This window comes from Thioclava sp. NG1, from assembly GCF_003122275.1.
GTDB classification, from domain to species: Bacteria; Pseudomonadota; Alphaproteobacteria; order Rhodobacterales; family Rhodobacteraceae; genus Thioclava; species Thioclava nitratireducens.
In genome coordinates this window covers 449,251-468,228 of sequence record NZ_QFBB01000001.1, presented here as the reverse complement: position 1 = coordinate 468,228, position 18,978 = coordinate 449,251, and the positions used below count along the sequence as shown (strand labels likewise).

Genomic DNA, 18,978 nt, shown 5'->3' with positions numbered 1-18,978 from the left:
GGCGCTCCATAAAGCGACGCGAGAAAAGACATGTCCATTCCGCAGCAGGGCGGTGGCCCGATCGAGCGCTTCGAGCAACTGGCCGAATATCTGGCCGCAGGCGAGAAGCCGCGCGACGATTGGCGCATCGGCACCGAACACGAGAAATTCGGCTATTGCGCGGACAAGCAATTGCCGCTGCCCTATGACGGCCCGCGGTCGATCAAGGCGATGCTGGAAGGTCTGCGCGACCGCTTTGGCTGGCAGCCGGTGGAAGAGCAGGGCAACATCATCGGGCTGGAGCTGAACGGCGCGAATGTGAGCCTCGAGCCCGGTGGGCAGCTGGAACTGTCGGGCGCGCCGCTCGAGACGATCCACCAGACCTGCGACGAGGTGAACCTCCACCTGCGCGAAGTGCAGTCGGTCGCCGACGATCTCGGCGTAAGGTTCATCGGCCTTGGCGCGGCTCCGATCTGGTCGCAGGAGCAGATGCCGATGATGCCCAAGGGGCGCTACCGGCTGATGACCGATTACATGGGCCGCGTCGGCGAACTCGGAACGCAGATGATGTATCGCACCTGCACCGTGCAGGTGAATCTCGACTTCGCGTCCGAGGCCGACATGGTGCAGAAGATGCGCGTGGCGCTGGCGCTGCAGCCGGTCGCGACGGCGCTCTTCGCGAACTCGCCCTTCCTCGATGGCAAGCCCAACGGCATGAAATCGTGGCGCAGCCATATCTGGCAGAACCTCGACGATGCGCGCACGGGCATGCTCCCCTTCATGTTCGAAGAGGGCGCGGGCTACGAGGCCTACGCGAACTACGTTCTAGATGTGCCGATGTATTTCGTCTATCGCGACGGCAAATATATCAATGCTTTGGGCCAGTCCTTCCGCGACTTCCTCAAGGGCGAACTGCCCGCGCTGCCCGGCGAGAAGCCGACGCTGAGTGACTGGGCCGATCACCTGACCACCGTCTTCCCCGAGGCGCGGGCGAAAAAATTCATCGAGATGCGCGGTGCCGATGGCGGGCCCTGGCGGCGTCTGTGTGCGCTGCCTGCGCTGTGGGTCGGCCTGTGCTATGACCAGACCGCGCTCGATGCCGCTTGGGATCTGGTGAAGGGCTTCGATCACGAGACCCGCGAAGGTCTGCGCCGTGCGGCGGCGGTCGATGCGCTGCAGGGCGAGTTCAACGGCGTGAAGCTGCATGACCTCGCACGCGAAACGGTGGCGATCGCGAAATCCGGTCTGGCGGCACGGGCGAAGCCCGGCGCAGGCGGAATGATCCCCGACGAGACCCATTTCCTCAACGCGCTGGAAGAGAGCGTCGAGACCGGCCGCGTGCCTGCCGACGAACTCCTCGAGAAATATCACGGCGAGTGGAATGGCGATCTGAGCAAGATCTACGCCGAATACAGCTACTAGCGGACAGGGCAGGGCGGTTAGCCGCCCCGCCGCTCTATCCCAGCCGCTCGCGCACCCATTGCGGGACGAGCACGCTCGCCGGTCCCTGGCGCGAGATGTCGAACATCTCGCTGCCCGCCGAGCGGTCGAGGTTCAGCTCCAGCGTCTCGACACCGGCCATCGCGGCATCCTGTACGAAGCCTGCCGCCGGATAGACGTTGCCGCTGGTGCCGATCGAGACGAAGAGGTCCGCGGCTTCCAGCTCGCGGATTATCCGGTCCATCTGGTAGGGCATCTCGTTGAACCAGACGATGTCGGGCCGCGTGGCTTTTCGCCCGCACTCGGGGCAGGTGTCACGCGGCTTCATCGCTTCCGGCGCGGGCCAGCGATGGCCGCATGCGTGGCACAAGGCTCCAAACAGCGTGCCGTGCATGTGGATCACGTTCCGAGAGCCAGCGCGCTCGTGCAGGTCATCGACATTCTGCGTCACCACTAGAACCTCGTGGCCCGGATCGGCCTCAAGTGCCGCCAACGCGACATGGGCAGGATTTGGCTGTGCCGCGCGCGCCGCCGCCCGGCGCGCATTGTAGAAGCGATGCACCAATTCGGGGTCGCGCGCAAAACCCTCAGGCGTCGCCACGTCCATGATGCGATGCTCTTCCCAAAGGCCGTCACTCGCCCGAAACGTCTTGAGACCACTTTCGGCGGAAATACCGGCGCCAGTCAGAATCACGACCTTGGCCATCGCGCTGCCCTCCGTTATCACTCCTCCTATGCGTATCCTCTTTCTCTGCCTTGGCAATATCTGCCGCTCGCCCGCCGCCGAAGCGGTGACCCGTCACAAGGCCGCCGCGGCCGGCCTCGATATCGAGTTCGACAGCGCCGGCACCGGTAGCTGGCATCTGGGAGAGCCGCCCTACGAACCGATGATCGCGGCGGCGGAGGCGCGCGGCTATGACATGCGCGCTCTGCGTGCACGGAAAATCGAGCCCGCCGATTACGACGCGTTCGATGTGATCCTGGCGATGGATGAAAATAACCTGCGCGATGCTCTGGACGGGGCGCCGCGCGAGATGCGCGCGCAGGTGCAGATGTTCATCGACGGGCCGGACGGGCCGCGCGATGTGCCCGACCCTTATTTTACCCGCAATTTCGAGGGAGCCCTCGACATGATCGAGGCGGGCGCGGATCAGCTGATCGCCGATTTGCTGGCCGATGAGGAAGAAAAGCGGCGCGGGCAGTAGACCGCGCGCCGCAGACTGACCGCTTACTTGCAGAAGCCTTCCGCGGTGGAGGCGAAGTTCTTGTAGCGGTCCCAGAAGTCCGAATCCGACTTGCGATCCGACATGCGCACTTCCTGCGCGCGGTCGGGATCGTGGAAGAAGCTGGCGGCGCGGCGCTGGTCGCGGTGGCTCAGCGTCATGTCGGCGACTTGCTGGATGCACCCACAGGTGCCGGGATTGCTGGCGCGCCCCGCCTTCAGGCAGGCGTTGTCGATGGGCCCGGCCGAGGCCATCGAAGCGAGCGCCACGGCGCCCGAGAATGCGCAGAGTCCGAGTGTCGTCTTGAAAGTCATCTACTGCCCCTTTTGTCGTTGCGGCCGGCATGTATTTGCCGATCCTGCCTGCTCATTTGTCCGCGATTCTAAACAAATTTCAAAAAGCAGGCAATAAAACAGGCAGGATTTCGCTTGTCCGGGGCAGGGCAGGGAACCCGATTTCTAACCGTCGCGTTGCGCGGCGCTGGGCCTACTACATCTGGACCGCGACGCCCCTCCGGATCACTCTTCGACCGGGGTGGCCTCGTAGCCCGCGCCTTTCAACGCGCTGATCACGGTGGATTCGGGCAGCCCTTCCACCTCGACCTCGCGATCTTCCAGATAGACATCGGCCTTGCCGCCCACCTCTTCGATCGCGGCTTCGACCGAGGCTTTGCAATGCCCGCAGGTCATGTTCGGAACGGAATAGATCATCTTGCGTCTCCCGTGTTTCGTGTCTCAGGGATATGTCGGACGCGACCGGGCCTAGGTCAATGGCAGATGGCGTTCAATCCCTCTTCCCGGCCCGCTTTTTCCCCTGTATACGCGCGCCCATGACTGATCTTGATCGCATCCGCAATTTCTCCATCGTGGCGCATATCGACCACGGTAAATCCACGCTTGCCGACCGGCTGATCCAGCTGACCGGTACCGTGGCCGAACGCGATATGAAGGACCAGCTCCTCGATGCGATGGATATCGAGCGAGAGCGCGGCATCACGATCAAGGCCAACTCGGTGCGGATCGACTATCCCGCCAAGGACGGCAAAACCTATGTGCTGAACCTGATCGACACCCCCGGCCACGTCGACTTCGCCTATGAGGTGTCGCGCTCGATGCAGGCGGTCGAGGGATCGCTGCTGGTTGTCGACGCCTCGCAGGGCGTCGAGGCGCAGACGCTGGCCAACGTCTATCAGGCGATCGACGCGGATCACGAGATCGTTCCGGTCCTGAACAAGATCGACCTTCCGGCGGCAGAGCCCGAGCGCGTGAAGGAGCAGATCGAGGATGTGATCGGGATCGACGCCTCCGAGGCGGTCGAGATTTCCGCGAAGACCGGCCTGGGCATCCCGGACGTTTTGGAAGCTATCGTCCATCGTCTGCCCGCCCCGCAGGGCGACCGTGACGCGCCGCTGAAAGCGATGCTGGTGGATTCGTGGTACGACCCCTATCTGGGCGTCGTGGTTCTCATCCGCGTCATGGATGGCGTGATCAAGAAGGGCGACCAGATCAAGATGATGAAGACGGGGGCGACCTACAAGCTCGACCGTCTCGCCGTTCTGAAACCCGCGATGGTCAATATCGACGAGCTGGGCCCCGGCGAAATCGGTGTCTTCACCGCCTCGATCAAGCAGGTGCGCGACACCAAGGTCGGCGACACGATCACCCATGAGAAGAAGCCCTGCGCCAACGCGCTGCCGGGCTTCAAACCCTCGATCCCGGTCGTGTTCTGCGGCCTCTTCCCGGTCGATGCGAACGATTTCGAGGCGCTGCGCGACGCGATCGAGAAACTGCAGCTGAACGATGCGAGCTTCTCGGCGGAGATGGAAACCTCGGCCGCGCTCGGCTTCGGCTTCCGCTGCGGCTTCCTCGGGCTGTTGCACCTTGAAGTGGTGCGCGACCGTCTGGAGCGGGAATACGATCTCGACCTGATCACCACCGCGCCATCGGTGGTGTTCAAGGTTCACATGAAGGACGGGGAGGTGATCGAGCTTCACAACCCCGCCGACATGCCCGACCTGACCTATGTCGACCATATCGAGGAGCCGCGCATCAAGGCGACGATCCTCGTGCCGGACGAATATCTGGGCGATGTGCTCAAGCTCTGTCAGGACCGCCGCGGCATCCAGCAGGACCTGACCTATGTCGGTGGCCGCGCGATGGTGGTCTATGACCTGCCGCTCGCCGAGGTCGTGTTCGACTTCTACGACCGCCTGAAATCGGTCACGAAGGGCTATGCCAGCTTCGATTACCAGATCACCGAATATCGCGAGGACTACCTCGTGAAGATGTCGATCCTGGTGAATGACGAGCCGGTCGACGCGCTCTCGATCATGGTTCACCGCGACCGGGCCGAGGCCCGGGGCCGCGCGATGTGCGAGAAACTCAAGGACCTGATCCCGCGCCACATGTTCAAGATTCCGATCCAGGCCGCCATCGGTGGCCGCGTGATCGCGCGCGAAACGCTGTCGGCGATGCGCAAGGACGTGACCGCGAAATGCTACGGCGGCGACGCGAGCCGTAAGAAGAAGCTGCTGGAAAAGCAGAAAGCCGGTAAGAAGAAGATGCGCCAGTTCGGGAAGGTCGAGATCCCGCAAAGCGCGTTCATCGCTGCGCTGAAGATGGACGAGTGATCCTCTTCGAAATTTCCTGATTGAAGGCCCGGCGATTGCGCCGGGCCTTTTCGTTTCTGGCGGCGCAGGGCGGCGGCCTTTCTGAGGAACATGGGAAGGCGGGCTCACGTTCTCCTCCCAGACCTATTTCAGGAGGAAACGACATGACCGACCAAGCCAAGATCGAGAAAGATTTCTGGGACGCCCTCGACTCGGATCGCACAGTGATGTTGGCGCGGGCCGGCGTCGATACGGCGGCGCCGCGTCCGATGACGGCAATCGTCGAGGAAAAACCCGGCCCCGTCTGGTTCTTCACCGCGCGCGACACGGAATTGATGGACGGGCTGGCCCCCGGCGCCGGTGCGATGTTCACCTTCGTCGACAAGGGGCATGATGTCTTCGCGACCGTCACCGGCAGTCTGACGGAGAACACCGACCCGGAGATCGTCGAGCGTCTGTGGAACCCCTTTGTCAGCGCCTGGTATGACGGCAAGGACGACCCGAAGCTGGTGCTGTTGCGCTTCGATGCGGATGCGGCCGAGATCTGGGACAGCGGCAATGCCTTGGTGGCGGGCGCGAAGATCCTTCTGTCCTCGGACCCGGGCGAGACGATGAAAGATCGCGTCGCCCATGTGAAATACTGAGAAGGACGCATCCCGGACGGCATCGGTCCGAAGTTCGAAATGCAAAGGCCCCGGAAATTTCCGGGGCCTTTGATGTTTCTGGCAAGCTTCGGTCGTGCTTAGCGCGCCTGACGGGCTTCACCCGCAATCGTGCTGCCCGCGACGGACAGATCCTGACCCGCGCCTTGCACCGTGTTGCAGGCCGCGAGGCCCAGAAGAATCACGGTCATTGCTGCCATTTGAACCGATTTCGTCATCTCTTACGCTCTCCTATTAAGCCATTGTCGGCCAACGTACGAAAAAATTTACGGTTCCGTGGAACTGTAGGCAAGAAGCGGCGTTTTGCCCTCGAACACATAAGGGAGAGCCCGAAGAAAGACGCCTCCGCGCCTATTCGTCGTCGCTCTCCCGGACCGAATTCTCGCCGGGCTCCGGTCCGAGCGCCGTAACAAAAGGAATGACCCGTTCTGGCCGCCCCGCCAGGCATGATCCCTGTCAGAACGGTCTTGCGGCCCCTGCTATGTCCCTCGCGGGGGCCGCACACTCCGCCCGAGCTGGTTAACTCATTGTTAATCAAGCTCTGAAAGGCTCCGGGTTGTCCCTCCCCGGAGCCTTTCCATGTCTAGAGCCTCGTTTTTCCTCGCTCTTTGCCTCCTCACGAGCTGCGCTTCCCCGGCGCCGCAGTTCCTCGGTGCGTCGCGGCACGAGGTGAGGCTCGACGGCATCGATTTCGTCGTATTCCTCAAGGGGGACCGGGCGGAGGTCGTGCGAATGGGCTATCTGCGCCGGGCAGAGAGGGGCCGCGTGCCGCCCCTGTTGATCCGAGCGGCGGAACAGGTATCTGGCTGCAAGATCACGGGTTCGGCGGGCGGGCTCTATCGGTCGCCCTCGCTGCCCGGCGATACGGGCGAAGCGCGCTTCCAGCTCGATTGCTGATGCGACGCCCTGCCGCAGCGGCGAGAGGGCGGATTTGATGCGGATCAAGGTAACATCGCCGTGATCGTGGCCAATCTGACGTCCGAAATGTGTTCTCACTGGAGATCAGATATGCGCCTCTTCGGTATCATCTACGCCCTCGCCGGACCGACCCTTGCGGGCATCCTCATTATCGCCGTATTGACGATGAATATGGTCACGACCAACGCGATCATCGTTTCGGCAGTAATCGGCTTCCTCGTGGCCCTTCCGATCGCGTGGTTCGTCGCCAAGGCGATCCGCGAGAACGCCTGATCGCATTCGCGCGAGCCGTCGTCGCGGGGGGATCCCAACTTCGTGACGGGGCGGAACCTCTGCGCCTTCCTCGCGCTAGTCTGGCGAAGCGCAGAGCCGTTTCGCCAATTTTGAAGAGGTAACATGTCCTACGCCCCCGGTTATTCGAAAACGCAGATATGGCTTCACTGGGCCGTCGTCCTGCTGCTCATCGTCCAGTACCTGTTCAATGACGAGATGGGCCATACTTTCCATGACCTGATGAAGAACGGATCGGCCGATGCCGGGTTTCTGACCTATGGTCACATCGTCATCGGCATTACTGTGCTCGTACTTGCGATCTGGCGCTTGGCGCTGCGCGCAGGCCACGGAACGCCCGAGCCGCCGGAGAACGATCCTGCCATTCTGCGGTTCGGCGCAGCGGCAATCCACTGGCTCCTTTACGTGCTGCTCTTCCTGATCCCGATTGCGGGGCTCGTGGCCTATTACGGGCAGCTGGGATGGGCGGCCGAGACGCACTCGATCCTGACGACGGCCCTCCTGTGGCTCGCCGGTCTGCATGTGGCGGCCGCGCTCTATCACCAATACGTCAAGCGCGATCATCTGCTCCGCCGGATGATGAAGCCGGGCGCCTGAACGAAGGGACGCGGTTTCCTCAGCTCGCGGAGTTGAGGAAACGCGCCACGTCGGCTTCGAATTCGCGGGGTTTCTCGGCGTGCAGCCAGTGCCCCGCGTTGTCGACTTCCTCGAAGCGAGCCTGCGGGAAGAAGCCGCGGATACGCTCGTGCATCTCCGGCTGAACATAATGCGAGTCCGCGCCGGACAGGAACAGCGTCGGTCCGTCGAACTGTTTGCCCTCGAGTGTCTCGGGCCAGCCGAGAATGCCGTCCATATTCGCCTTCAGCGCCGCAAGGTTGAACTTCCAGCGCGGCGGGCCGTCGCGAAGCACCAGCGATTGTAGCAGAAAGGCGCGGGTGCCCGGATCGAAGACCTGCTCGCCCAGCCGCTCGTCCGCGGTGGAACGCGAGGTCAGATCGCTGATATCCATCTCCTGCATCGCTTCGATCAGCGCAGTGTGGTTGTCGCCGTGGTCGTAGTTCTCGGGCGCGATATCCGCGACGATGAGATGCTCGACACGTTCCGGCCGCGTCAGGGCGAGCGTCATCGCCGCCTTGCCGCCCATCGAATGGCCCAGAACCTCCGCGACCCCACCATTCGCCTCGATCACCTCGGCGATATCCCCCGCCATCGCCTCATAGCTGTGATCGTCGTCCCAGAAGCTGTCGCCGTGATTGCGCATGTCGAGCGCGATCACGGGCCGGTCCGCGCTCAGCCGTTTGGCGATCGCGGTCCAGTTCCGGGCCGATCCGAAAAGGCCGGGCGCGATGATCAGGGGCCGCGCGCCGGGATTGCTGTCGGAGGAGTAGAGGGTCGTGTTCAACATGGGGCCTAAGCTAGATCGCTCTTCCAGGCGCTTCCAGAGCGGATGCGAAAAAAACTGCGGCCATGCGCGCTGTTGCGCTGATCTCGCGCGGCGGCTAGCGTCCGGTGCGGTCGTGCCGAACGCCGCGTAGGGGAGAGGGTCGCATGGGACCGGAGAAGATAAACGAGATGGTGCGGCAGGTCTCGCGGCTTCTGGCGCAGCGGCTGGGCGCTAAGGGGCCGACGCTCGAGGCGCGGGTCGCCTCGCGGGCCCGGGCGCTGCCGCGCAAGGTGCGCAAGGCGGCGCTGGTGCTGATCGATGCCGAGCGCAAGATGCAGGCCCCCAAGATCGCCCGACAACTGGATGCCCGCCGGGTGGAGGCGGCCTTCGCGACCTGCCGCGATTATCTCGAACCGCTGGGCGCGGCAGAGCGGTTGCGCTCTGCGGCGCTTGGCCTCGCCACGTCGATCGCGGTGATCGTGGTGATCGTGGGCGGCACCTTGCTGGCGGCGATGGTCTGGACCGGGGCGATCTGATTCGCCCGCAATCTCCCACATGAAAAAAGGCCCCCGGAACGCGGGGGCCTTCGTCGTGATCTCGGATCCGGATCAGAGTTCGGGGTAGATCGGGAAGCCGCTGAGCAGGGTCGCGACCTTGGCCTTCACGGCCGCTTCGACCTCGCCATTGCCCTCTTCGCCATTCGCTGCGAGCCCGTCGACCACTTCGACGATCAGGCGTGCGATCTCGCGGAACTCTTCTTCGCCGAAGCCACGGGTCGTGCCCGCCGGGGTGCCCAGACGGATGCCCGAGGTGACCATCGGCTTTTCCGGGTCGAACGGGATGCCGTTCTTGTTGCAGGTGATGTGCGCGCGGCCCAGAGCCTTCTCGGTCGCGTTGCCCTTCACGCCTTTCGGGCGCAGGTCGACCAGCATCACGTGGGTGTCGGTGCCGCCGGTGACGATGTCGAGGCCACCCTTCATGAGCTCGTCGGCCAGCGCCTGAGCGTTCTTCACAACTTGGGCTGCGTAGTTCTTGAACTCGGGGCGCAGCGCTTCGCCGAAGGCCACGGCCTTGCCGGCGATGACATGCATCAGCGGACCGCCCTGAATGCCCGGGAAGATCGCAGAGTTCACCTTCTTCGCAATCTCCTCGTTGTTGGTGAGGATCATGCCGCCACGCGGACCGCGCAACGTCTTGTGCGTCGTGGTGGTCGCGACATCGGCGTAGGGGAAGGGCGAGGGGTGCTGACCGCCCGCCACGAGGCCCGCGAAGTGGGCCATGTCGACCATTAGGTAGGCGCCGACCTCGTCCGCGATTTCGCGGAACTTGGCGAAGTCGATCTGGCGCGGGATGGCCGAGCCACCGGCGATGATAAGCTTCGGCTTGTGCTCCAGCGCGAGTTCACGGACCTGCTCGTAGTCAAGCAGGCTGTCTTGCTTGCGCACGCCGTACTGGATCGCGTTGAACCACTTGCCCGACTGGTTCGGCTTGGCGCCGTGGGTCAGGTGGCCGCCCGCATCGAGGCTCATGCCGAGGATGGTGTCGCCGGGTTTCAGAAGCGCGGTGAACACGCCCTGGTTCGCCTGGCTGCCCGAGTTCGGCTGGACGTTCGCGAATTCGCAGCCGAAGAGCTGCTTGGCGCGGTCGATCGCGAGGTTCTCCGCGACGTCGACATATTGGCAACCGCCGTAGTAGCGCTTGCCCGGGTACCCTTCGGCGTATTTGTTCGTCATCACCGAACCCTGCGCCTCCATCACCGCCTTCGAGACGATGTTTTCCGAGGCGATCAGTTCGATCTCGTCGCGCTGGCGACCGAGTTCATCGGTGATCGACTTGAACAGTTCGGGGTCACGGCTGGAGAGGCTTTCGGTGAAGAAGCCCGCATCGCGTTGGTCTTTCATGGCCATTCCTCGCAAAGATCCGGTCGCCGACCGTTTAGCGCAGATTTCGCAGGGCTGAAAGCAGACAAACGACCAAATCGGTCATTTCCGCGCCGGATTGACGCTTGTCTTTCGTCCAAGCCCTTGCAACACCTTGGACAAGCAGGAGGACGGCGCGGTGGCGAAGCAATTTACCCATATCCATTTCGCAGCCTCCCATGCCGAGACGGCGCAGAAGGCGCTCGAGGATCTGGTGGCGCGTTACGGGCAGGTGCCGCGCTATGCGGCCGATGTGATCGTGGCGCTTGGCGGTGACGGGTTCATGCTGCAATGCCTCCACGAGGGCACGGGGTTGCCGGTCTACGGGATGAACCGCGGCTCGGTCGGCTTCCTGATGAACGACTATGTCGCCGACGATCTGCCAGAGCGGCTGGAGGCGGCGGAGCAGGCGGTGATCAATCCGCTGTCGATGAAAGCCGAGACAGAAGACGGGATGCTGCATGAGGCGCTCGCCATCAACGAGGTCTCGCTGCTGCGCGCGGGTCCGCAGGCCGCGAAGCTGAAGATCTCGATCAACGGCAAGGTGCGGATGGAAGAACTGGTCTGCGACGGCGCGATCGTCTCCACCCCGGCCGGATCGACCGCCTACAACTTCTCCGCCCACGGGCCGATCCTGCCGATCGGATCCGACGTGCTGGCGCTGACCGGCATCGCGAGCTTCCGGCCACGTCGCTGGCAGGGCGCGATCCTGCCATCCTCCGCGCTCGTGCGCTTCGACATTCTGGAATCCGACAAGCGACCGGTCATGGCCGATGCGGACAGCCGATCGGTCAAGCCGGTCAAATGGGTCGAGGTGCGCTCCGAGCCGGAGATCGAGCATTGCATCCTCTTCGATCCCGGCCACGGTCTCGAAGAGCGATTGATGCGCGAGCAATTCGCCTGACGCTCAGTCCTTCGACAGCCACGCATCGCGCTTTCGATAGATCGTAGAGGGCGCGACCCCCAGTTCCAGCGCCGCCCGCGGGATAGATCCGTCATGGCGGTCTATCGCGGCTTCGATCGCGGCGCGCTCGATCTCTGCCAGGGTTCGGTTCGCGAAGGGATCGGCGGCTTGCGCGGCAGGCGCGGCGGCGGCGCCCATCGTCGGGTCGAACTCCGGAAGCATATGGGCGCGCAGCACGGGCCCCTCATGCATGACGATCGTCGCGCGGATCACGTTCATGAGTTCGCGCACGTTGCCGGGCCAGGGGCGGTCTTCAAGACGGGCGATCGCTTCGGGCTCGATCTCGCTGAAGCAGCGATCTTCCTCGGAGGCGAACCGCTCCAGCGCCATCCGCGCCAGAGGGCCGATATCCTGCCGGTGCATCCTCAGCGGCGGCATCTCAATCGCGAGCACCACCAGCCGGTAATAGAGGTCTTCGCGGATCGCGCCGCTTTGCAGCAGTGCCGTCGGCGAACTGGTGGCGGCGCAGACGATACGCACGTTGACGTCAATCGCCTGGCTGGTACCGAGCGGTTTGATCTGACCGCTTTGCAAAAACCGCAGCAGCTTGATCTGCGCGGTGGGGGCGAGCTCGCCGATATTGTCGAGCAACAGAGTGCCTCCATCTGCGTCATGGAGCGCACCGGGTTTGTCTTCCAAGGCGCCGGGGAAGGCGCCGCGGCTGTGACCGAACAGCTCGCTGTCGATCCGTTCCGCGGGCAGGGCGCCGCAATCAAGCGCGACGAAGGGGCCGTCGGCGCGGGGGCTCGTGCTGTGAACCGCATGGGCGCAGAGTTCCTTGCCGGTGCCGCTCTCGCCCCAGATATAGACCGGCGCCGTCGAGCGGGCGGCGGCGCGCGTCCGGGCATAGAGCGCGCGCATCTTCGGCGCGCTGCCGATGAACTCCCCGACCGTCCCTTCGACCGCGTTCGCATCGTTGGCATCCGCTCGCAGCGACAGGGTGCGCGCGCTCTCGATGGCGCTTCGGAAGCGCGGTTCGTCGATCGGTTTGACGAGAAAGTCGATCGCGCCCTCCTGCATCGCTCGCACCGCGCGATCGATCGACCGGTCGGCGGTGACCGCGATAATCGCCGTGTAGGGGCGCAGGGCCAGCATCTCCGCGATCAACTCATCACCATCACGGTCGGGCAGCATCAGATCGAGCAGAACCATGCGGATCGGGTTCTCGCGGAAGATGCGCATCCCCTCCTCAGCGCTTGCCGCGAGATGGGTGACGAAGCCGGCATTGCGCAGATAAGCGTCGTAGATCGCGCGCAGCGATCCGACATCTTCGATCAGAAGGAAATGATCGGCTTCTGCGTCTTCGCCGTCCCGCGCGCGTCGGCTTGACGCGTAAGGCTGGTCGTCCGTCCCTCCGTGCGTCTCGCTGTCCGGGGTCTTCGTATCGGAGTCACTGGGTCTCATGCTGTAAATCAGTCTTCGTGTTCAAATTATTTCGAGTGGTGGCGATCAGCCGGTCGATGAAAATGAGGGCGACACGGCCAAGGGTTTGAATATCTTCATAAGTCCCATGACGGGTAGCGCTGTCAAGCGCCCGTGCTTGCCGCGACAGGGGGGTGTCACCGGCGGCTCCAGCCACGGCACTGAGCTTATGACTAAGTAATTGCAGGGCGCAGAGGTCGAAAGGGGGCAACGCGAGCGAGAGTCCGTGACGTACCGTCTCGAGATCGGCGATCAACTCGCGCCCGAGCCCTTCCGGCAGCGCCTTCTCGGTCAGGCGCAGGTGCGCGAGCAGACCGCGCGGCGGTGTGGTCACCCGCGGCACCGTCGTCGTGCAGCCGGCGTCTTCCAGAGCGCGCAGGATCGGCTGCAGACCCAGCATCGGCTTGAGGAGGCAGGCATCGGCCCCACCCATCTGAGCTCCGCGATGGCCGCTACACTGAATGATCGGAAGGTCCGCCCAAGGCAGCCCGGAGCGGCGAATAGCCGCAATCACCTCGGTGCCGCGGAGACCCGGCATCTCGATGTCCAGCACCGCGAGATCGAACCGTTCGGTCAATAACTGGACAGCGGCGGTGCCGCCGTTGCTCAACCCTGTCACTTGCGCGCCCAACGCGCTCAGGAACTGTTCGAGCAAGGCGCGGCTCGTCTCGCTGTCGTCCGCGACGAGCACGTTCCATCCGCTGAGATCGGGCAGCGGAGCGTCTGGCATCGTGGAGCCGATATCGACGGGACGGGCGGGAAGCGACACGCGAATTTCGGCGCCGCCTTCCGGTGCGTTGGCGAGTTCGATCCGGCCGCCGGCCTCCGCCACCAGCGCGTGGCAGATCGCGAGCCCCAGGCCTTGCCCTTCTGGACTGCGGAACGTCGCGGTCTCGCTGCGTTGCCCCGCGCATGCCGGATCGCTGAGGCGTTCGGCGGGAAAGCCATCCCCCTCGTCCCGCACGGTCAGCAAAAGCCCCTCGGCTTGGTCGAAGTCAAGCGACAGATGGATCGTGCCTCGCTGCGCATAGCACAGTGCGTTGCGCATCAGGTTGGCGAAGATGCGGGTGAGCGGCACGCGGTCGATCGCCAGCACCGGCGGAATATCGGGGGACATATGAACTGCGAGCGCCATGCCGCGACCGGAGGCCGCGCTGGTCCAGCGACGGCGCACACGTTCAAGCGCATCGGCGATGACCAAGGGCGGTGTCTCGGAGGGGGTGCCCCGATCGGCTGCGTCATCGCTCTGGACCACGGGCGCACCCGCCACCGCGTCGTCCAGATCGATCAGCTGAGCGAGATCGTTCGCCGCTTCGCGTGCGCGTTGGAGTTGCCCATGCATGCCTCGCCCGCCGGGATCGGCGAGCGCCGCGTCCAATCCGCACATCACATCGGCAAGCGCGGCGCGCAGATCGTGCTGCCATAGAGGCCCCCGATCGCATCGCGATGTCGCGAGAGGGGCTTGGTCAGCGGGGTCTGGTAGCTCTCGGTTCATCAAAATAACCCCTCGATGGATGATTCCGGGGTGCGGTTCTCAAATCAATCTTTGATAGCATAAACAATAACGTAAAGCCGCACCCATTGTGGATGCGGCTTCTTAACTTTCGCGTAAACTTCTAAAGTGGTGCCTATTCGCGTCTCTCACAATCAGCGACGCTTATTATAAGCTTGCCTTACTTTCGGGGATAACCGAGCCCCTTGAGCGCCTCGGTTATCTCGTCGAGGATCGCCGGATCGTCGATGGTGGCAGGCATTTTCCACTCCTGCCCGTCCGCGATCTTCACCATCGTCGCGCGAAGGATCTTGCCAGAGCGGGTCTTTGGCAGCCGATCCACCACAGTGGCGAGCTTGAAGGCCGCGACCGGACCTATCTGTTCGCGCACGCGGCTCACGCATTCCTTGACGATCTCTTCATGCGGGCGGTTGCAGCCAGAACTGAGGCACAGGAAGCCCAGCGGCGTCTGCCCCTTAAGCTCGTCCGCCACGCCGATCACGGCGCATTCGGCGACGTCGGGATGCCCTGCGAGAACCTCCTCCATCGCGCCGGTCGAGAGGCGGTGACCGGCGACGTTGATCACGTCATCGGTGCGCGCCATGATGTAGAGATAGCCATCTTCGTCGACATAGCCCGCGTCGCCCGTCTCGTAATAGCCGGGGAACTGTTCGAGATACGCCTTCTTGAAGCGTGCCTCGGCATTCCACAGCGTCGGCAGCGTGCCCGGAGGCAGCGGCAGCTTGATCGCGATGGCGCCGAGCTGGCCCGCCTCGACCGGGTGGCCGCCCTCGTCGAGCACCTGAATGTCATAGCCCGGCATCGGCACCGAGGGGCTGCCCACCTTGGTCGGCAGTTCCTCGATCCCGATCGGGTTTGCGGCGATGGCCCAGCCGGTCTCGGTCTGCCACCAGTGATCGACCACCGGCACGCCAAGATGTTTCTGCGCCCATTCGACGGTCGCGGGATCGGCCCGTTCGCCTGCGAGGTAGAGTGCCTGCAGGTCGTGCAGCGCATAGCGCTTGATCCACTCGCCATTCGGGTCTTCGCGCTTGATCGCACGCAGCGCCGTGGGGGCGGTGAAGAAGCTCTTGATGCGGTTGTTCTGAATAATCCGCCAGAATACGCCCGGATGCGGCGTACCGATCGGCTTGCCTTCGAACACCACCGTGGTGGCGCCCGCGATCAGCGGGCCGTAGCAGATGTAGGAGTGACCCACGACCCAGCCGACATCGGACGCCGCCCAGAAACGGTCGCCCGCCTCGATATTGTAGATGTTCTTCATCGACCACTGCAGCGCGACGAGATGGCCGCCGGTATGGCGCACGACGCCCTTCGGCTGTCCGGTCGTGCCCGAAGTGTAGAGGATATAGGCCGGGTGGTTGCCTTCGACCGGCACGCAGTCCGCGGGCTTCACGCCATATTGGAAACCGTGCCACGAGAAGTCGCGCCCCTCGATCAGCTTCGCCACTTCCTGTTCGCGCTGGAAGACGACGCAGAATTCCGGCTTGTGCTCGGCCTGCTCGATCGCCTCGTCGAGAAGCGGCTTGTAATGCACTGTGCGACCCGGCTCGAGACCGCAGCTGGCCGCAATGATCGCCTTGGGGGTGCAGTCGTCGATCCGCACCGCGAGTTCATGCGCCGCGAAGCCGCCGAACACGACCGAATGGACCGCGCCGATCCGGGCGCAGGCGAGCATCGCCTCCAGCGCCTCGGGGATCATCGGCATGTAGATGATGACGCGATCGCCCTTCTCGACGCCGCGCATCTTCAGCGCGCCCGCCAGCGAGGCAACGCGGGTCTGCAGTTCCTTGTAGGTGATGCCCTTGGTCGAGTGGGTGATCGGGCTTTCATGCATGATCGCGATCTGATCGCCACGTCCTTCCTCGACATGGCGGTCGACCGCGTTCCAGCAGGTATTGACCATCCCGTCCGAGAACCACTCGTAGAGCGGCGCGTTCCCGTCAAACAGGGCCTTCGAGGGCTTCTCGTCCCAGTCGATCTTCTCGGCGGCGTCCATCCAGAATTTCTCGGGATCGGCCTGCCAGGCGGAATAGACCTCTTTGTAGCCCATGCGAACATCTCCTCCTCAGGAATTTGGAGATGTGTTACGGAGCGGAAACGGCTGACGCAAGAATGTTACCGCGCACAATCGGTTGCCCTGCCAAAAAATTTGCAGAAACCGGGACAAATCGCCCGCAAACTTTTGCAAACTGCGGGCGAGTTTTCAGGTTATTTGCACCCTCGTGGGGGTTTGCAAATTTCGCTGGCGAGTGCGACTCAGCTGTAATGCGCCACCGGCGTGCCTGCGATGGCCGACATGTTCAGGAGGCCGCGCGAGGTGATCGAGGGCGTGACGATATGCGCCTTGTTGCCCATCCCCATCAGGATCGGCCCGACTTCCAGACCGCCCGCTTTCATCTTGAGGATGTTGCGCACGCCCGACGCCGCATCGGTATTGGCGAAGACCAGCACGTTGGCCGCCCCCTCGAAGCGCGAATTCGGCATCAGGCGGGCGCGGGTGTCGGGGTCGAGCGCCGCGTCGACATGCATTTCGCCTTCGAAGTCGAAATTCACCTCGCGCTGGATCAGCAGATTCATCGCGGCGCGCATCCGCTCGCCCGAGTCGCTGTCGAGATTGCCGAACTGGCTATGCGAACACAGCGCGATCTTCGGCTTCAGCCCGAAGCGCGAGACGTGCCGCGCCGCGCCGCAGACCGTTTCCATGATCTGCTCCGGCGTCGGCGCGTGATGGACGTGGGTGTCGGCCACGAAAAGCGGGCCGTCCTCCAGGATCATCAGGCTCAGCGCGCCCTGAGGATGGAGCCCGTCGCGGGCAAGGATTTCGCGCACGTATTTCAGGTGCCACAGATACTGCCCGAATGTGCCGCAGATCAGCGAATCCGCTTCCTCGCGATGGACCATAACGCCGGCAATCGCGGTGGAGTTTGTGCGCATGATCGCACGCGCGAGGTCGGGCGTGACACCGCGGCGGGCCATCAGCTCGTGATAGGTGCCCCAATAGTCGCGGTAACGCGGGTCGTTCTCCGGGTTCACGATCTCGACCGCGCCGAGATCGAGCGGCAGGCCGGCCCGTTCGCAGCGCATCTCGATCACGTCGGGACGACCGATCAGGATCGGCGTGTCGGTGGTTTCCTCGATCATCGCGTTGGCGGCGCGCAGCACTCGCTCGTCCTCGCCCTCGGCGAAAACGATACGGCGGCTCACGGTCGCAGCGGCGTCGAAGACAGGCCGCATCAGCAGGGCCGATTTGAATACCGAACTGTCGAGCTGGACCTTGTAGGCATCGAGATCTTCCAGCGGGCGGGTCGCCACGCCGGTCTCCATCGCGGCTCTCGCCACAGCGGACGCGACGATGCCGATCAGCCGGGGGTCGAACGGCTTGGGGATCAGGTAGTCCACGCCGAAGGTGAGTTTCTCTCCGCGATAGGCGGCGGCGGCTTCGGCGGAGGTGGTCTGCCGCGCGAGTTTGGCGATTCCTTCGACGCAGGCGATCTGCATCTCGTCGTTGATCGTCGTCGCGCCCACATCCAGCGCGCCCCGGAAGATGAACGGGAAGCACAGCACGTTGTTGACCTGGTTCGGGAAATCGCTGCGCCCGGTCGCGATGAGCGCGTCGGGGGCGACCTCGCGGGCGAGATCGGGCAGGATTTCCGGGTTCGGGTTCGCCAGCGCGAAGATGATCGGCTGCTTGGCCATCTTCTGCACCATTTCGGGCTTCAGCACGCCGGGACCGGAAAGGCCGAGGAACATGTCCGCGCCTTCGATCACCTCGTCGAGCGTGCGCAGATCGCTGTCCTGCGCGAATTCGGCCTTCTGCGGCGTCATGTCGGCTTCGCGGCCCTTGTAGACCAGCCCTTCGATATCGCAGAGCCAGACGTTCTCGCGCTTCACGCCCAGCTTCAGCAGCATGTTGAGACAGGCGATGCCCGCCGCCCCGCCGCCGGTCGAGACGATCTTGATGTCCTCGAAGTTCTTCTTCGCGATGCGCAGCGCGTTGGTCGCGGCTGCCCCCACAACGATCGCGGTGCCGTGCTGGTCGTCGTGGAAGACCGGGATGTTCATCTTCTCGCGGCAGATTTTCTCCACGATGAAGCAGTCGGGCGCCTTGATGTCTTCAAGGTTGATCGCGCCGAAAGAGGGCTCGAGCGCGCAGACGATCTCGGCCAGCTTCTCGGGGTCGTTCTGGTTCACCTCGATGTCGAACGCGTCGATATTGGCGAATTTCTTGAACAGAACCGCTTTGCCTTCCATCACCGGTTTCGCGGCGAGCGGGCCGATATTGCCCAGACCCAGCACCGCCGAGCCGTTGGTGACGACAGCCACCAGGTTGCCCCGCGCGGTGTAGTCATGCGCGGTGTCGGGATCTTCCTTGATGGCGAGGCTCGCCTCGGCCACGCCGGGCGAATAGGCGCGGGCCAGATCGCGGCCGTTCGCGAGCGGCTTCGTCGCACGAATTTCCAGTTTTCCGGGTTTCGGCTTGGCGTGATATTCCAGTGCCGACTGACGCAGGGTGTCCTGACGCGCCTCTTCCATGAGATCCTCCCCGAACTGGTTTAGCGCTAAACTAATTTTTCGCGCGCGATTCTCCCGTCGTTCTAGATAGCACGAAGGGAGTGATTGCAACCCCTGCGAATTACGTTGCGGCATGAACT

At 63.7% G+C, this 18,978-nt stretch carries 19 protein-coding genes; 9 read left to right on the top strand and 10 right to left on the bottom strand.

The genetic code is table 11. The features are described from left to right. The first annotated feature begins 30 nt into the window (after nucleotides 1-30). Entirely contained in the window at nucleotides 31-1,401 is a 1,371-nt protein-coding gene (locus DEM26_RS02240) for a glutamate--cysteine ligase (RefSeq protein WP_075773928.1), read from the top strand. A gap of 34 nt (nucleotides 1,402-1,435) precedes the next feature. Here the strand turns inward: DEM26_RS02240 and DEM26_RS02235 are convergent, their stop codons facing one another. Beyond that, complete coding sequence (locus DEM26_RS02235; RefSeq protein WP_109171603.1) at nucleotides 1,436-2,125, bottom strand: NAD-dependent deacylase; 690 nt, start codon at nucleotides 2,123-2,125, stop codon at nucleotides 1,436-1,438. A 28-nt stretch (nucleotides 2,126-2,153) separates the two neighbouring features. Between DEM26_RS02235 and DEM26_RS02230 the strand changes: the two genes are divergently transcribed. Continuing rightward, on the top strand, nucleotides 2,154-2,624 hold the full coding sequence (locus DEM26_RS02230; RefSeq protein WP_088727391.1) for a low molecular weight protein-tyrosine-phosphatase: 471 nt from the start codon (nucleotides 2,154-2,156) through the stop codon (nucleotides 2,622-2,624). 23 nt (nucleotides 2,625-2,647) lie between these two features. Here the strand turns inward: DEM26_RS02230 and DEM26_RS02225 are convergent, their stop codons facing one another. Both DEM26_RS02225 and DEM26_RS02220 read right to left on the bottom strand, forming a co-directional pair. Next, nucleotides 2,648-2,956, bottom strand: coding sequence for a hypothetical protein (locus DEM26_RS02225; protein ID WP_075773931.1), 309 nt, complete (start codon nucleotides 2,954-2,956; stop codon nucleotides 2,648-2,650). Between the two features lie 204 nt (nucleotides 2,957-3,160). After that, the gene (locus tag DEM26_RS02220; RefSeq protein WP_075773932.1) at nucleotides 3,161-3,352 is read right to left on the bottom strand and encodes a heavy-metal-associated domain-containing protein; all 192 of its coding nucleotides are present in this window, start codon (nucleotides 3,350-3,352) and stop codon (nucleotides 3,161-3,163) included. A 119-nt stretch (nucleotides 3,353-3,471) separates the two neighbouring features. Here DEM26_RS02220 and lepA point away from each other — a divergent pair, with 119 nt between their 5' ends. Together lepA and DEM26_RS02210 are read left to right on the top strand one after the other, a co-directional pair. Continuing rightward, nucleotides 3,472-5,271, top strand: a complete 1,800-nt coding sequence (gene lepA, locus DEM26_RS02215; protein ID WP_075773933.1) for a translation elongation factor 4 — start codon at nucleotides 3,472-3,474, stop codon at nucleotides 5,269-5,271. 143 nt (nucleotides 5,272-5,414) lie between these two features. Further along, complete coding sequence (locus DEM26_RS02210; RefSeq protein WP_109171602.1) at nucleotides 5,415-5,894, top strand: pyridoxamine 5'-phosphate oxidase family protein; 480 nt, start codon at nucleotides 5,415-5,417, stop codon at nucleotides 5,892-5,894. 98 nt (nucleotides 5,895-5,992) lie between these two features. Here the strand turns inward: DEM26_RS02210 and DEM26_RS20550 are convergent, their stop codons facing one another. Further along, nucleotides 5,993-6,130, bottom strand: coding sequence for an entericidin A/B family lipoprotein (locus DEM26_RS20550; protein ID WP_109171601.1), 138 nt, complete (start codon nucleotides 6,128-6,130; stop codon nucleotides 5,993-5,995). A gap of 361 nt (nucleotides 6,131-6,491) precedes the next feature. Here DEM26_RS20550 and DEM26_RS02200 point away from each other — a divergent pair, with 361 nt between their 5' ends. The 3 genes from DEM26_RS02200 to DEM26_RS02190 all read left to right on the top strand — a co-directional run bounded on the left by DEM26_RS02200 (nucleotide 6,492) and on the right by DEM26_RS02190 (nucleotide 7,718). Next, on the top strand, nucleotides 6,492-6,809 hold the full coding sequence (locus DEM26_RS02200; RefSeq protein WP_109171600.1) for a hypothetical protein: 318 nt from the start codon (nucleotides 6,492-6,494) through the stop codon (nucleotides 6,807-6,809). Between the two features lie 111 nt (nucleotides 6,810-6,920). After that, nucleotides 6,921-7,103, top strand: a complete 183-nt coding sequence (locus DEM26_RS02195; RefSeq protein ID WP_075773936.1) for a hypothetical protein — start codon at nucleotides 6,921-6,923, stop codon at nucleotides 7,101-7,103. A 123-nt stretch (nucleotides 7,104-7,226) separates the two neighbouring features. Continuing rightward, complete coding sequence (locus DEM26_RS02190) at nucleotides 7,227-7,718, top strand: cytochrome b (protein ID WP_088719525.1); 492 nt, start codon at nucleotides 7,227-7,229, stop codon at nucleotides 7,716-7,718. A gap of 19 nt (nucleotides 7,719-7,737) precedes the next feature. Here the strand turns inward: DEM26_RS02190 and DEM26_RS02185 are convergent, their stop codons facing one another. Next, on the bottom strand, nucleotides 7,738-8,526 hold the full coding sequence (locus DEM26_RS02185; RefSeq protein WP_109171599.1) for an alpha/beta fold hydrolase: 789 nt from the start codon (nucleotides 8,524-8,526) through the stop codon (nucleotides 7,738-7,740). A gap of 143 nt (nucleotides 8,527-8,669) precedes the next feature. Here DEM26_RS02185 and DEM26_RS02180 point away from each other — a divergent pair, with 143 nt between their 5' ends. Next, on the top strand, nucleotides 8,670-9,041 hold the full coding sequence (locus DEM26_RS02180; RefSeq protein WP_075773939.1) for a hypothetical protein: 372 nt from the start codon (nucleotides 8,670-8,672) through the stop codon (nucleotides 9,039-9,041). A gap of 72 nt (nucleotides 9,042-9,113) precedes the next feature. Here the strand turns inward: DEM26_RS02180 and glyA are convergent, their stop codons facing one another. After that, nucleotides 9,114-10,406 (bottom strand): serine hydroxymethyltransferase, encoded by a 1,293-nt coding sequence (gene glyA / locus DEM26_RS02175; protein ID WP_109171598.1) that lies wholly within the window; start codon nucleotides 10,404-10,406, stop codon nucleotides 9,114-9,116. A 157-nt stretch (nucleotides 10,407-10,563) separates the two neighbouring features. Here glyA and DEM26_RS02170 point away from each other — a divergent pair, with 157 nt between their 5' ends. Continuing rightward, on the top strand, nucleotides 10,564-11,328 hold the full coding sequence (locus DEM26_RS02170) for an NAD kinase (RefSeq protein ID WP_199224616.1): 765 nt from the start codon (nucleotides 10,564-10,566) through the stop codon (nucleotides 11,326-11,328). 3 nt (nucleotides 11,329-11,331) lie between these two features. Here DEM26_RS02170 and DEM26_RS02165 read toward each other — a convergent pair whose 3' ends face one another. The 4 genes from DEM26_RS02165 to DEM26_RS02150 all read right to left on the bottom strand — a co-directional run bounded on the left by DEM26_RS02165 (nucleotide 11,332) and on the right by DEM26_RS02150 (nucleotide 18,859). Further along, a complete protein-coding gene (locus DEM26_RS02165; RefSeq protein ID WP_109171597.1) occupies nucleotides 11,332-12,792 on the bottom strand; it encodes a sigma-54-dependent transcriptional regulator in 1,461 nt (486 codons plus the stop codon). Next, the gene (locus tag DEM26_RS02160; RefSeq protein ID WP_158275070.1) at nucleotides 12,779-14,152 is read right to left on the bottom strand and encodes an ATP-binding response regulator; all 1,374 of its coding nucleotides are present in this window, start codon (nucleotides 14,150-14,152) and stop codon (nucleotides 12,779-12,781) included. Before DEM26_RS02160 ends, DEM26_RS02165 begins: the two co-directional genes overlap by 14 nt. Nucleotides 14,153-14,483: 331 nt before the next feature. Beyond that, nucleotides 14,484-16,376, bottom strand: coding sequence for a propionyl-CoA synthetase (locus DEM26_RS02155; RefSeq protein ID WP_088725434.1), 1,893 nt, complete (start codon nucleotides 16,374-16,376; stop codon nucleotides 14,484-14,486). A 206-nt stretch (nucleotides 16,377-16,582) separates the two neighbouring features. Beyond that, nucleotides 16,583-18,859 carry an NADP-dependent malic enzyme gene (locus DEM26_RS02150; protein ID WP_075773943.1) on the bottom strand — a complete coding sequence of 759 codons (2,277 nt, stop codon included), beginning with the start codon at nucleotides 18,857-18,859 and terminating at the stop codon, nucleotides 16,583-16,585. Between the last annotated feature and the right edge of the window lie 119 nt (nucleotides 18,860-18,978).

What these genes read in the sequence shown, in the direction of transcription:
- DEM26_RS02230 (WP_088727391.1), top strand. Translation starts at nt 2,154, where the DNA reads ATGCGTATCCTCTTTCTCTGCCTTGGCAATATCTGCCGCTCGCCCGCC.
- lepA (WP_075773933.1), top strand. Translation starts at nt 3,472, where the DNA reads ATGACTGATCTTGATCGCATCCGCAATTTCTCCATCGTGGCGCATATC.
- DEM26_RS02165 (WP_109171597.1), bottom strand. Translation starts at nt 12,792, where the DNA reads ATGAGACCCAGTGACTCCGATACGAAGACCCCGGACAGCGAGACGCAC.
- DEM26_RS02200 (WP_109171600.1), top strand. Translation starts at nt 6,492, where the DNA reads ATGTCTAGAGCCTCGTTTTTCCTCGCTCTTTGCCTCCTCACGAGCTGC.
- DEM26_RS02180 (WP_075773939.1), top strand. Translation starts at nt 8,670, where the DNA reads ATGGGACCGGAGAAGATAAACGAGATGGTGCGGCAGGTCTCGCGGCTT.
- DEM26_RS02235 (WP_109171603.1), bottom strand. Translation starts at nt 2,125, where the DNA reads ATGGCCAAGGTCGTGATTCTGACTGGCGCCGGTATTTCCGCCGAAAGT.
- DEM26_RS02150 (WP_075773943.1), bottom strand. Translation starts at nt 18,859, where the DNA reads ATGGAAGAGGCGCGTCAGGACACCCTGCGTCAGTCGGCACTGGAATAT.
- glyA (WP_109171598.1), bottom strand. Translation starts at nt 10,406, where the DNA reads ATGAAAGACCAACGCGATGCGGGCTTCTTCACCGAAAGCCTCTCCAGC.
- DEM26_RS02240 (WP_075773928.1), top strand. Translation starts at nt 31, where the DNA reads ATGTCCATTCCGCAGCAGGGCGGTGGCCCGATCGAGCGCTTCGAGCAA.
- DEM26_RS02155 (WP_088725434.1), bottom strand. Translation starts at nt 16,376, where the DNA reads ATGGGCTACAAAGAGGTCTATTCCGCCTGGCAGGCCGATCCCGAGAAA.
- DEM26_RS20550 (WP_109171601.1), bottom strand. Translation starts at nt 6,130, where the DNA reads ATGACGAAATCGGTTCAAATGGCAGCAATGACCGTGATTCTTCTGGGC.
- DEM26_RS02185 (WP_109171599.1), bottom strand. Translation starts at nt 8,526, where the DNA reads ATGTTGAACACGACCCTCTACTCCTCCGACAGCAATCCCGGCGCGCGG.
- DEM26_RS02190 (WP_088719525.1), top strand. Translation starts at nt 7,227, where the DNA reads ATGTCCTACGCCCCCGGTTATTCGAAAACGCAGATATGGCTTCACTGG.
- DEM26_RS02195 (WP_075773936.1), top strand. Translation starts at nt 6,921, where the DNA reads ATGCGCCTCTTCGGTATCATCTACGCCCTCGCCGGACCGACCCTTGCG.
- DEM26_RS02210 (WP_109171602.1), top strand. Translation starts at nt 5,415, where the DNA reads ATGACCGACCAAGCCAAGATCGAGAAAGATTTCTGGGACGCCCTCGAC.
- DEM26_RS02225 (WP_075773931.1), bottom strand. Translation starts at nt 2,956, where the DNA reads ATGACTTTCAAGACGACACTCGGACTCTGCGCATTCTCGGGCGCCGTG.
- DEM26_RS02220 (WP_075773932.1), bottom strand. Translation starts at nt 3,352, where the DNA reads ATGATCTATTCCGTTCCGAACATGACCTGCGGGCATTGCAAAGCCTCG.
- DEM26_RS02160 (WP_158275070.1), bottom strand. Translation starts at nt 14,152, where the DNA reads ATGCATGGGCAACTCCAACGCGCACGCGAAGCGGCGAACGATCTCGCT.